The following is a 12,849-nucleotide window of genomic DNA, read 5'->3' on the forward strand; positions in this document are numbered from 1 at the left end:
CTTTCTTTGCGTGCCTGCCGATAAAAATAAGAAATGAAAAGGGGGACTTCTTGTGAAGAGTTTGCTCTATCCCGCCGTGGCACTGATGAATCGCCTGAGCTTCGGCATGAAGTTCAGCCTGATCAGTGTGCTGTTCCTGCTGCCGATGCTGGTGACCAACTTCTACCTGGTGCGCGACTCCTATCGCGAATTCCAGGGCACCCGCATTGAATTGCAGAGTCTCGACCTGCTGGGCAGTGGCCTGGCTCTGCGGCGCGACCTGGAGACCCTGAACAACCTGGTGCAGATCAACTCGACCCTGGGGCAGTCCGGCAAGGCTGGCGATATCGAAACGAAAATCAGCGCCCTGGAGCAACAGGTCCTGGCCCGCCTGCAGGGCCTGAGCGCCATGAGCGACAACCCGGAGCACGTCAGCGTGTTCGAGGCCAAGCGCGATGAAATGCTTGCCGCGTTCAAGGCCCAGCAGACGGAAAAGTCCCTGCAGAGCAAAAGCGCGATGATCGCCAAGCTGCTGGGCAACGCGCAGATCTTTGGTCAGATCATCAGCAGCCAGGCGGGCTTGAGCCGCGACAACCAGAGCGATATCCGCCAACTGAGTGAACTGCTGACCACCGTCACCCCACGCATTACCCAGATCCTCGGCGACGGTCGGGCCATGGGCGCATTTTCCCTGGGGCAGGGGTTCCTCAATTCGGCATCCTCCACCCGCTTCGATGAGCTGCTGGCGCAGATGGAAAAGCTCCAGGCCGAGTACGCCCTCAAGCTGCAGGATGCGCTGGGCGCCAGCAATACCGCGCGTGAGGTGCTGGAGCCGGCAGCTACTGCCAGCCAGGCCACGCTCAAGCAAGCCAGCGAGCTGTTCGAAGAGCAAGTGGTGATGGCCGATACCCTCGATGCGCCCTGGCAGGGATTCTACGACCAGGTCAGCGCCCTGATGCAACAGACCTATCAACTCAACGACGCGACCCTGAGCTTTCTCGGCGTGCAGTTGCAGCAACGCCTGGAACAGAACCGCACGCACATGATCCTGCAGGCCGTGGCCCTGTCGGTGGTGTTCGTGCTGATTTTCTACCTCTACGGCGGTTTCTACGTTTCCACGCGCACCACCCTCAAGCGCCTCGGGGCGGTGATGGACAAAGTCGCCGCAGGCGACATGACGGTCACCTTCACCGCGCACAGCCGCGACGAGTTGGGGGAGCTAGGCAAGGTGTTCAACGCCACCGTGGCAAAAATTCACGACCTGATCCAGCTGGTGGGGCAAACCGTCAACGAAGTCGAGCGTCAGGCCGGCCAAGTGGAGACGGTCTCGGCCCGCAGCAATCAGGCAGTGGCCGGGCAGCGCTCGCAGATCGAGCAGGTGGCCACGGCGATGAACCAGATGTCAGCCACCGCCCAGGAAGTCGCCCGCAGTGCCGCGACAGCGGTGAACAGCGCGCAAAGTGTCAACGACGAAACCATCAGTGGCCGTGGGCTGGTGGAGTCCCAGCAGGGCAGCATTGCGCAACTGGCCCATGAGATCGACGCGTCGGTGCTGGTGATCAACCAGTTGGCGAGTGACAGCCAATCCATCAGTCGGGTGCTGGAAGTGATCAAGAGCATCGCCGAGCAGACCAACCTGCTGGCCCTCAATGCGGCCATCGAGGCCGCTCGTGCCGGGGAGCAGGGGCGTGGGTTCGCGGTGGTGGCCGATGAGGTGCGCACCCTGGCCAAGCGTACCCAGCAATCGACCGAAGAAATCGAGCAGATGATCGCCAGGTTGCACAGTGGCGTGGGCGCGGCGGTCAAGGCCATGGGGATCAGTCACCAGATGGCCAGTGGCACGGTGGGGCAGTCGGACAAGGTGCAGAAGGCCCTGGCCAACATCCTCGGGGCGGTGGGCATGATTGTCGATCAGAACCAGCAGATTGCCGCGGCGGTCGAGCAGCAGACGGCGGTGGCCCACGATATCGACCGCAACATCGTCGAGATCAACCGCGCCGGCGAGCGCACCGCCGAAGGGGCGCACCAGACCGAGGACGCCAGCCGTGCGTTGTCGGCCCAGGTGGTGCAGTTGAAACATCTGATCAGTGCCTTTCGCGTGTGATGCTCAGCGTCAGGCCGACTGGGGCGGCCTGACTTCGAATGCTCTGTAGTACAAGTTCCTTCCGCCTGTGGCTTCGGTCCGAAACCAATGTGCGCCTGCGGTTTTCGTCTTCAATAAACAGAGGTTCGCGCGCCTACTGGCACCCGCGAATGTGCCACTGCCTCGAGGATCAAACTCATGACGGCCACCTCCCAGGGAATCACCGGGCAATGTGTTCATTGCCAAGTCACCCTGATGCTCAAGCCCTGGCAACTGAATGCCATGGCGATCAACGAGACGTTTACCTGTCATCACTGCCAGAAAAGCCTGCAGCTCAGCGGTCCTGCAGAGCTCAAGCGCCTCAAGGCCCTGGATTCACTGACCATGCTGCGCGCGAGTCTGCGGGTGATGATCGCCAGCGCCTTGCTGGTGGCCCTGGTGATGGAATGGCTGGGGCTGTTGACGGGGATCGAGCAACTGAATGTGTCGCTACTGGCGCTGTTCATCTACTTCGTGGCGATGCGTTATGCGCGGCAACGGCAACACCTGAAGTTGGTGCTGCAGGCCGCCAGGGCACACGCTTAGCCGGTTACCAGTTGAAAAGTTGGCAGGCATTGGCGGTGCTGGCCGCGGCCAGTTGTTCGGGGCTGATGGCCATGATTGCGGCCAGCGCCGCGCAAATCCCAGGCAAGTGAGCCGGGCTATTGCGTTGGCCGGGGTACATGGCGGGCGCCATGTCCGGCGAATCGGTTTCCAGTACCAGCGAATCCAGCGGCAACCCGGCGATCACCTTGTGCATGCGCAGGGCTTGTGGCCAGGTGGCGGCCCCGCCCAGGCCGAGCTTGAAGCCGAGCTTCAGGTATTCGCGGGCCTCTTCCCGGCTGCCGGCAAAGGCATGGATGATCCCGCCGCGAGGCAACTTGAAGCGCTTCAAGGTGGCGATGACCGCAGCGTGACTACGGCGCACGTGCAGCAGCGCCGGTAGCGCAAAATCCTTGGCCAGTTGCAGTTGTGCTTCAAACAGCACTTGCTGGCGCTGGCGATCCAGGCTTGGGAGAAAAAAATCCAGGCCAATCTCGCCCACTGCGCACAGTTGCCGATGACCGGCGAGGCGGGTCAGCCAGTCCGCCAGTTCGTTGAGGTCAGTGGGACGATGCTGATCGAGATAGACCGGGTGCAGGCCGAATGCGGCGTGCAGGTCCGGGTCACTTTGCACCAGGTCCCAGACGCGCTGCCAATTAGCCTGGTACACCCCCAGCACCACCATGCGCCTGACCCCCAGCGCACGGCTTTGCGCCAGGAGCGCCAGGCGGTCGGCGTCGAAGTCGGCAAAGTCCAGATGGGTGTGGCTGTCGATCAGCTCCACGGCTCAGTCCTGATGAATGCGCTGCTTGAAGGTCCGCGCGATGGCCTGGACGCCGGGCTGGTAGTGGGCCTCCTCGATAGCCGCGAGGGCCAGTTGCAGGGCCTTTTCGGCAATCAGTTGATGCTGCTGCGCCATGGCGTTGACCGGTAGGGGCAGGAAGTCCAGCAACTGGGTGTCACCAAAGGTGCCCAGGCGCAGCGGGCGGTTTTTCAGCGGGAAGTCATGCAGGGCATCAAACACGCCTTGCAGCAGGACGTAGGAGGTGGTCACCAGTGCATCCGGCAAATGCCCGAGGCGTTGCAGCAACTCCTCCATCAACTGCCGGCCGCCATCACGGCTGAACGACTCGCTGTGCTCGATCAGCACCTGGCCCTGGAAGTCGACCAGCGCCTGTTTGAATCCGGCGGCACGCTCCTGGCTGATGCTCAGTTCGGGCCGTGCGCCGATCAGCACGATCTGCCGGGGCGCCGGTGTCAGCAGGCTGCGGGTGAGCTGCAGACTGGCTTCGCGATCATCGCTGATCACCGAGCAGAAATGCTCTGGCTCCATGACCCGGTCGATGGCAATGATCGGCAAACCCTTGGCCTGCAACTGGCGATAGCTGTCGTCGCTGGCCGGCAGGCAACTGGCGACAAACAGCGCATCACAGCGGCGCGCGCGAAACAGCTGGAGCAACTGGCGCTCGCTGTCCGGGGCGTCGTCGGAGCTGGCAATCAACAGCTGGTAGCCACGGGCCCGCGCACCTTGCTCCAGGAGCTTGGCGATGCGTGCATAGCTGGGGTTTTCCAGGTCCGGCAGAATGAAACCCAGGGTGCGGGTATGCCGACTGCGCAACCCGGCCGCTTGCGGATTGGGGGTGAAGCCGTGCTGTTCGACCACCGCGCGCACGCGCTCGACGGTGGCACTGCTGATGCGCTGCTGTTCGGCCTTGCCATTGATGACGTAGCTGGCGGTGGTCACGGACACACCGGCGAGCTGGGCGATATCACTGAGTTTCAACTCGGGAGTTCCTTGTTTTTTCGAGCGTGCCCCGACATTTTCGCCAATCCTACCTGAATAAGGCAGCCGACCAATGTCGCACGCAACCGACCGGTTGGACTTCAAGCCTGAGAGATTATCGAGTAACGTGCCATCTAATCTAGATTAAACGTTTCAGCAGGCGTATTTTCTGCACTATTGACTCTTTTGTCCGGTCTGCCGCGTAACTGCCAAACAATGCCCTGAAAAAGTGCACGGATAAAAGCCTAAGCTGATTCATTCAAAACAATACCTGGTGCCCCAAGGCGCCAAAAAGGAGAACCGATGCTCGAGCTCACCATAGAGCAGATATCCATGGCCCAGAGCGCTGTGGATAAAGCCGCTGCATTGCACCTGCTGGCCGACAAACTGGTCGCCGATGGCCTGGTAGCCGAGGGTTACCTCAGCGGGTTGCAGGCGCGAGAAGCCCAGGGCTCGACCTTTCTCGGTCAAGGTATTGCCATCCCCCACGGCACCCCGGATACCCGCGAGCTGGTGCACACCACCGGCGTGCGCCTGTTGCAGTTCCCTGAAGGCGTGGACTGGGGCGATGGGCAGATCGTGTACCTGGCGATCGGTATTGCGGCCAAGTCCGATGAGCACCTGCGCCTGCTGCAATTGCTCACCCGCGCCCTCGGCGAAACCGACCTGGGCCAGGCCCTGCGCCGCGCCAGTAGCGCCGAAGCGTTGCTCAAACTGCTGCAGGGGGCGCCGCAGGAACTGGCGCTGGATGCGCAGATGATCGGCCTGGGCGTGTCCGCCGACGATTTTGAAGAACTGGTATGGCGCGGCGCGCGCTTGTTGCGCCAGGCCGACTGCGTGAGCAACGGCTTCTCGGCGGTCTTGCAACAGGTCGAGGCGTTGCCGCTGGGCGACGGGCTGTGGTGGTTGCACAGTGAGCAAACGGTCAAGCGTCCGGGCCTGGCGTTTGTCACCCCGGACAAGCCGATTCGTTACCTGGGCCAACCGCTGAGCGGGCTGTTTTGCCTGGCCAGCCTCGGCGAGGCCCACCAGGCCTTGCTGGAACGCTTGTGCGCGTTGCTGATTGAAGGTCGTGGCCACGAGTTGGGCCGCGCTACCAGCCGGCGCGCGGTGCTGGAAGTGCTGGGCGGCGAGCTGCCGGCCGATTGGCCGAGCGCCCGGATCGCCCTGGCCAACGCCCACGGCCTGCATGCCCGCCCGGCGAAGATCCTGGCGCAGTTGGCTAAAAGTTTTGAGGGTGAGATTCGCGTGCGCATCGTCGATGGCCAGGACAGTGCCGTCTCGGTGAAAAGCCTGAGCAAGTTGCTGAGCCTGGGCGCCCGTCGTGGCCAGGTGCTGGAACTGATCGCCGAGCCGAGCATTGCCAGCGACGCGCTGCCGGCCTTGTTGGCGGCGATCGAAGAGGGCCTGGGTGAAGAGGTTGAACCCTTGCCCGCCATCAGCGCACAGCCGCAAGTCATCGCCGATATCACCACGGTGCTGGTCGCACCGGCTTCCGGCAGCCTGATCCAGGCGATCGCCGCCGCCCCCGGAATCGCCATCGGTCCTGCCCATATCCAGGTCCAGCAAACCATCGAATACCCGTTGCGCGGCGAGTCCACGGCGACAGAGCGCGAGCGTCTGCACGCCGCCCTGGCCGAGGTGCGCCGCGACATCGAAGGCCTGATCCAGCGCAGCAAGGCCAAGGCCATTCGCGAGATTTTCATTACCCATCAGGAAATGCTCGACGACCCGGAGCTGACGGACGAAGTCGATACGCGTCTGAAGCAGGACGAAAGCGCCGAAGCGGCCTGGATGGCCGTGATCGAGGCTGCGGCCCGGCAGCAGGAGTCGTTGCAGGATGCCTTGCTCGCCGAGCGGGCCGCGGACTTGCGCGACATCGGGCGCCGGGTGCTGGCGCAACTGTGTGGCATCCCGACCCCAAGCGAGCCAGAGCAACCCTACATCCTGGTAATGGATGAAGTCGGTCCCTCGGATGTGGCCCGCCTGGACCCGGCCCGCGTGGCCGGCATTCTCACCGCCCGTGGTGGCGCCACCGCCCACAGCGCCATTGTCGCCCGTGCACTGGGAATCCCGGCGCTGGTCGGTGCCGGCGCGGCGGTGTTGCTGCTGGCCCCGGGCACACCGTTGCTGCTCGATGGCCAGCGTGGGCGATTGCATGTCGACGCCGATGCCGCAACCTTGCAGCGCGCCAGCCAGGAGCGCGATACCCGCGAGCAACGCCTCAAGGCTGCCGCCGAACAACGCCATCAACCGGCACTGACCCGCGACGGGCATGCCGTGGAAGTGTTCGCCAACATTGGCGAAAGCTCCGGAGTGGCCAGTGCGGTGGAGCAGGGCGCCGAAGGTATCGGCTTGCTGCGCACCGAACTGATTTTCATGGCCCACCCGCAAGCCCCTGATGAAGCCACCCAGGAAGCCGAATACCGGCGGGTGCTCGATGGTTTGGGCGCACGTCCGCTGGTGGTACGAACCCTCGATGTCGGCGGTGACAAGCCGCTGCCTTACTGGCCGATCGCCAAGGAAGAAAACCCCTTCCTCGGCGTGCGCGGCATTCGCCTGACTCTGCAGCGTCCGCAAATCATGGAGGGGCAGTTGCGCGCCTTGTTGCGCGCCGCCGACAACCGCCCGCTGCGGATCATGTTCCCCATGGTCGGCAGCGTCGACGAGTGGCGGCAGGCGCGGGACATGACCGAGCGCCTGCGCCTGGAAATCCCGGTAGCCGACCTGCAACTGGGGATCATGATCGAGGTGCCGTCGGCTGCGTTGCTGGCGCCGGTCCTGGCCCGCGAAGTCGACTTCTTCAGCATCGGCACCAACGACCTGACCCAATACACCCTGGCCATCGACCGCGGTCACCCGACCTTGTCGGCTCAGGCTGATGGCCTGCACCCGGCGGTCCTGCAACTGATCGACATCACCGTGCGTGCCGCCCATGCCCATGGCAAATGGGTGGGGGTGTGCGGCGAGCTGGCGGCGGATCCCCTGGCGGTACCGGTGCTGGTCGGCCTGGGGGTGGACGAATTGAGCGTCGGCGCGCGCAGCATCGCCGAGGTCAAGGCGCGGGTGCGTGAACTGAGCCTGGCGCAGGTACAACAATTGGCCCAACAGGCATTGGCCGTGGGCAGCGCACAGCAAGTGCGCGAATTAGTGGAGACGCTGTAATGGCCCGCATCTTAACCCTGACCCTCAATCCGGCCCTGGACCTCACGGTGCAGTTGCCGCTGCTGGCGCCCGGTCAGGTCAATCGCAGCACCGTCATGCACACTCACGCTGCTGGTAAAGGCGTGAACGTGGCGCAGGTGCTGGCCGACCTGGGGCACCAAGTGACCGTCAGCGGCTTTCTGGGCGAGGACAATCTTCAGGCGTTCGAGGCGTTGTTCGCCCGTCGTGGTTTTGTCGACGCCTTTGTCCGCGTTCCAGGGGAAACCCGCAGCAATATCAAGGTGGCCGAAGACGACGGACGCATCACCGACCTCAATGGTCCAGGCCCGGTGATCAGTGCGGTGGCGCAGCAAGCGTTGCTTGATCGGCTGGAGCAGATTGCCCCCGGGCATGCTGCGGTGGTGATCGCCGGCAGCCTGCCTCGTGGTGTCAGCGCCCAGTGGTTGCAGGCACTGTTGCGCCGGCTCAAGGCCAAGGGCTTGAAAGTCGCCCTGGACACCAGCGGTGAAGCGCTGCGCGCAGGGCTGGCAGCCGGACCATGGTTGATCAAGCCCAACAGCGAAGAGCTGGCTGAGGTGCTCGATTGCGCGGTGGTGTCGCTGGCGGCCCAGGCCGAGGCGGCGAGCCGCTTGCACGCGCAAGGTATTGAGCACGTGGTGATTTCCCACGGCGCCGATGGGGTCAACTGGTTCAGTGTCGGCTCGGCGCTGCATGCCACACCGCCCAGGGTCAGCGTGGCCAGCACGGTGGGGGCCGGCGATTCCTTGCTGGCGGGCATGTTGCACGGCCTGCTCAGTGCCGACACCCCGGAGCAGACACTGCGAACCGCCACCGCGATTGCCGCGCAGGCAGTGACCCAGATCGGTTTTGGCATCCACGACACGGCGCAGTTGGCGCAGCTTGAACAGGCGGTGCGTGTTCGCCCCCTGACAGAACAATAAGAGGGTTGGTCATGAAGTTAGCCATTGTTACTGCCTGCCCCAATGGCATGGTCACCAGTGTGCTGTGCGCCCGGCTGCTGGACGCTGCGGCGCAGCGCCAGGGCTGGAGCACCAGTGTCGAAGTGCACGATGGGGCGCACCCCGAGCGTCAGCTGTCGGCTGCCGTCATCGATGATGCCGAATGGGTGTTGCTGGTCAGCACCGGGGCGGTAGACCTGTCGCGGTTCGTCGGCAAGCGCCTGTTCCAGAGCACGCCGTCCCAGGCCCTGCAGGATGTCGATGGGGTGCTGCGTCGGGGCGCCGAGGAGGCTCAGGTCTACAGCGCGCCGCTGGCCATTGTCGAGCCAGTCAGCGCCAGTCAGTCAGCGCCGCGCCTGGTGGCCGTCACGGCCTGCCCGACGGGCGTGGCCCACACGTTCATGGCGGCCGAGGCCTTGCAGCAAGCGGCCAAGCGCCTGGGCTACGAGTTGCAAGTGGAAACCCAGGGCTCGGTGGGAGCGCGCAATCCGTTGAGCGCCCAGGCGATCAGTGAGGCCGACGTGGTGCTGCTGGCGGCAGATATTGAAGTGCCAACCGAGCGTTTTGCCGGTAAGAAAATCTACCGTTGTGGCACCAGCATCGCCCTCAAGCAAGCCGAGGCGACCCTGAACAAGGCGCTGGCCGAAGGCAAGCTGGAAAGTGCAGCGGCCGTGGCGGGTAGCCCGGTCAAGACGCAGAAGACTGGCGTCTACAAACACCTGCTGACTGGCGTCTCGTTCATGCTGCCGATGGTGGTGGCGGGTGGCCTGATGATCGCCTTGTCCTTCGTGTTCGGCATCGAGGCGTTCAAGGAGCAGGGCAGCCTGGCGGCGGCCTTGATGCAGATCGGCGGCGAAACCGCGTTCAAGTTGATGGTGCCTTTGCTGGCGGGTTACATCGCCTATTCGATTGCCGACCGTCCGGGCCTGGCGCCGGGGATGATCGGCGGCTTGCTGGCGAGCACTCTGGGCGCCGGTTTCATCGGCGGGATCATTGCCGGCTTTATCGCCGGGTACGCCGCGCAGGCGATCAATCGTTATGCACGTTTGCCGCAAAGCCTGGAAGCGCTCAAACCGATCCTGATCATTCCACTGCTGGCGAGCCTGTTCACCGGGTTGGTGATGATCTACGTGGTGGGCAAGCCGGTGGCCGGGATGCTCACCGGACTCACCCACTTCCTCGATAGCATGGGTACCACCAATGCGATCCTGCTGGGGGTACTACTGGGTGGGATGATGTGTGTTGACCTCGGTGGGCCGATCAACAAAGCGGCCTATGCGTTCTCGGTGGGGCTGTTGGCCTCGCAGAGTTATGCGCCGATGGCCGCCACCATGGCCGCCGGCATGGTGCCGCCAATCGGCTTGGGTATCGCCACCTTCATCGCCCGGCGCAAGTTCGCCCAGGCTGAGCGCGAGGCAGGTAAAGCGGCTTTGGTGCTGGGGCTGTGTTTCATTTCCGAAGGGGCGATCCCGTTCGCCGCCAAGGACCCGCTGCGGGTGATCCCGGCCAGCATCGCCGGGGGCGCCCTGACCGGTGCGCTGTCGATGTACTTCGGCTGCAAACTGATGGCGCCCCACGGCGGGCTGTTCGTGATGCTGATCCCCAACGCGATCAACCATGCCCTGTTGTACTTGCTGGCAATTGTCGCGGGTAGCCTGTTGACGGCAGTGGTGTATGCGCTGCTCAAGCGTCCAGAGGCGACCGAACTGGTGCTGGAGCCGGCCAGCGTATAAGGACAAGCAGTAGGCTCGACTCGACCTGAGCTAGCCAGGTTGTTGTCCAGCCTACTGTATTCCACTTATGTCGGTTTAAGTTGGTGTGAATATTAAGATCTTGTTTGTGCTGGCGCTTCTGGAATATGTGCATACAAAGCGCTTTTTTTCTGGCTTGCTTAGTGTCGCGTTGACTGTCTAATCTTTTGAATATGGTGTCTGCTAAGTGGAGTTGTTACTTCGCTTTATGGGCATAATTAAGCCAGTGATTGGTTTTTCATATCAAAAGGAGTTGTTATGGACGTGCAGTTGTGGGAAGCCTCGTTAAAAGATAAAACCACGGAAGAAATTGCCAGTTTTGCCGCGGCGGTTCCCAAGGGCATGCTGTCCTTGTCGAGCGGCTCGTCGAGTGAGATTATTCGCCCGGCAGGATTGTTGCTCACCAAAAAACAGATCATTGATCTTAGAAAGTATGAAGCAGCCGGATTGGCACTCCCGCAAACCAGTGGCGATGTTTACCGTTATTTGAGTTTCGGCGATCTGCACGACGGAGGGGACGGATTTCGGGCAGCGGATTTTTTAGCAACATTCAATAAAGTATTCAACCATGCCATCAGATGGCAACCATTGCGTGCACGCATCATGCTGACCGGTACTCACTTGAGACTGTTTGGTTTGAACATGGCCGTTTACAGTCGAACGGTAGAGGAAGTCTACAGTGATGTGCGGACCGTCAACAGGTTGGAAACCCACAATATCTCGACCTATGAGCAATTGCGAGAGTGGGAGCTTAAGGCAGGGCATGAATTTCCTGGGTTGTTACTGGATAACGAAATCGTAACTGATCTAGGTGATGTGCTGGACTTGATTGCCAGCCAAATACGGGAATACCTGGATGATGTCCTCAGCATAAAAAATGATCTGGACAGTTTTGCAGTAGAACTGCGTGAAGAAATAACGCCTCGCATAAAGTTGTTGGCCGCCTTTATCTCGAATAATACCTACGCTTCCGATATTGAAGTTCTGAATAATGGAATTGAGCGGCGTGCGACCCGTATCGATGAATTAAACGCTCAATATAAGGCGTTGGTCAATCAATCGTTGACGGCAGTCTCGAGGTTTTCTCTCATTGGGTTGGGTGTTGCGATTTATTACGGCGTTGAAGCTGAAAATACCCGTGCCGAGCGCAATAACCTGAGCGAAGAGCAGGATGACGCAATCAAGCAGCTTTCCAGCATGAATAAAACTCTGGGTTCACTTCAACGGGTCAGATCAGATATGCAGAATCTGACTGTCGTTGCGGTCGAGGCCGACGTGGCGACAAAAAATCTGATTCATGTCTGGAACGTGATTCATAACTATACGAGTCAGTCCGCCAAGGAGATCTCGAAAATGGAGGACGCTGTCAAACTGAGGCAGTTCATGACCCAGTTCAGATTGGTGGCGGCACCGTGGGCCGAAATTCATCAGAACGCTGATGCACTGGTGGAACTGTTCAAGGAGGCCGACGAAGAGTTCAAGGCTGGGTATGGTATTCAAGGAGCGAAGAGCATGAAAACGCTGGTGCAAACTCAAACCTATCCAGAGTTGAGGATTGATGTCCTGCGTAATTGCAGTGGGCAGTTGCGCGATGAGGCTGTCAAAGCCAGGATGTATTTCCTCAAGAGCAACTATTTACCAACAGTGAGTGAAGTGTTTGAGGGCGTGCAGGGCGAGGTCAGCGGCAGCTTACGTGATCTGGCAGAGTCAGCCTTGACGACAAAACTTGATCTTAAATCCCGAATCGCCCAGTTGGCTGCGCTCAATCAAGAATTGGCCGATGGATCCGATGAGGTTGAAGATATCCACAGCGAGCAGGTTGAGTTATTGGCGCAAGCGCATGAAGCGGCCTCTCGCATGTCAAACAAAGTGATTGAGCGCAGGGTCGCGATCAGCGTGCCGTTTGATCAAGGTATGACCGCGGGCTTCATGGCCGCGCTCCAGACGGATTTAGTTGATCATGCAGCTGTACTTGTGCGTCTGAACGGCAAGTTGGTTGAGCCTGAAAAGAAGTTGAATACTATTTCAGATGCGGTGGATGAGCTCAATAAAATTGGGCTTTCAGAGGCCTTTAAGTCTGTGGAGCTCACTCTGGATAAAGTAAAGGAGCTAGGCGCAACTCCGCCTCAGGTGCAATTGGTGATGGCCGCGGTCGAGAAGCTGAAACAGGATTTGGAAGGACTGGTCAAAAGTATTTCGTTTGTATCGATGATTAAGGAAAGTCACACGCTGCGGGTGACTGTCGAGGAGATTTATCAAGAAATAGCCGTTGAAAATCGAAAGGGGCGAAACATCAACGATAAAGTGGAGTTGATCAAAGCCTTTCATGCGATGGATGATCAGCGAAAACTGTATGTCGAGGAGTATGCGGTTGCGGCTGCCGCAGTCAGCCGATTCCTGGTGAGCCTGGCGGACTATAAGGCCATTGGCCTACAGGATCAGGTTGCTGGATTCATGCAAGAGGCGAGCACCTTTGTCAGGTTTCTTGATCCGGTAACCTATCTGTAACTGCAGTTAACTAAACACCCCGAAAAGTCGCGTGCCAGG

8 protein-coding genes are annotated in these 12,849 nt (G+C 60.8%); 6 read left to right on the top strand and 2 right to left on the bottom strand.

Going from position 1 to position 12,849, the window contains the following annotated elements; genetic code table 11:
* Window positions 1-52 precede the first annotated feature (52 nt).
* Together QMK50_RS17840 and QMK50_RS17845 are read left to right on the top strand one after the other, a co-directional pair.
* Window positions 53-2,083 carry a methyl-accepting chemotaxis protein gene (locus QMK50_RS17840; protein ID WP_320333630.1) on the top strand — a complete coding sequence of 677 codons (2,031 nt, stop codon included), beginning with the start codon at window positions 53-55 and terminating at the stop codon, window positions 2,081-2,083.
* Between the two features lie 177 nt (window positions 2,084-2,260).
* Window positions 2,261-2,647: a hypothetical protein gene (locus QMK50_RS17845; protein WP_095169453.1), complete on the top strand. Its 387-nt coding sequence runs from the start codon at window positions 2,261-2,263 to the stop codon at window positions 2,645-2,647.
* Between the two features lie 4 nt (window positions 2,648-2,651).
* On the opposite strand, the gene QMK50_RS17850 is transcribed toward QMK50_RS17845, so the two are convergent.
* Complete coding sequence (locus QMK50_RS17850) at window positions 2,652-3,428, bottom strand: TatD family hydrolase (protein ID WP_320333631.1); 777 nt, start codon at window positions 3,426-3,428, stop codon at window positions 2,652-2,654.
* A 3-nt stretch (window positions 3,429-3,431) separates the two neighbouring features.
* Window positions 3,432-4,427 (bottom strand): catabolite repressor/activator, encoded by a 996-nt coding sequence (gene cra, locus QMK50_RS17855; RefSeq protein WP_320333632.1) that lies wholly within the window; start codon window positions 4,425-4,427, stop codon window positions 3,432-3,434.
* Window positions 4,428-4,730: 303 nt separating this feature from the next.
* Here cra and ptsP point away from each other — a divergent pair, with 303 nt between their 5' ends.
* From ptsP to QMK50_RS17875, 4 genes are all read left to right on the top strand, one after another.
* Window positions 4,731-7,592, top strand: coding sequence for a phosphoenolpyruvate--protein phosphotransferase (gene ptsP / locus QMK50_RS17860; RefSeq protein WP_320333633.1), 2,862 nt, complete (start codon window positions 4,731-4,733; stop codon window positions 7,590-7,592).
* Window positions 7,592-8,533 (top strand): 1-phosphofructokinase, encoded by a 942-nt coding sequence (pfkB, locus tag QMK50_RS17865; protein WP_159993716.1) that lies wholly within the window; start codon window positions 7,592-7,594, stop codon window positions 8,531-8,533. The genes ptsP and pfkB overlap by 1 nt, the downstream gene beginning before the upstream one ends.
* A gap of 11 nt (window positions 8,534-8,544) precedes the next feature.
* Window positions 8,545-10,284, top strand: a complete 1,740-nt coding sequence (locus QMK50_RS17870) for a PTS fructose-like transporter subunit IIB (protein ID WP_159993718.1) — start codon at window positions 8,545-8,547, stop codon at window positions 10,282-10,284.
* Between the two features lie 276 nt (window positions 10,285-10,560).
* Window positions 10,561-12,810, top strand: a complete 2,250-nt coding sequence (locus tag QMK50_RS17875; protein ID WP_320333634.1) for an alpha-xenorhabdolysin family binary toxin subunit A — start codon at window positions 10,561-10,563, stop codon at window positions 12,808-12,810.
* Window positions 12,811-12,849 lie beyond the last annotated feature (39 nt).

The sequence above is a fragment of the Pseudomonas sp. P5_152 genome (assembly GCF_033989915.1).
GTDB lineage: Bacteria > Pseudomonadota > Gammaproteobacteria > Pseudomonadales > Pseudomonadaceae > Aquipseudomonas.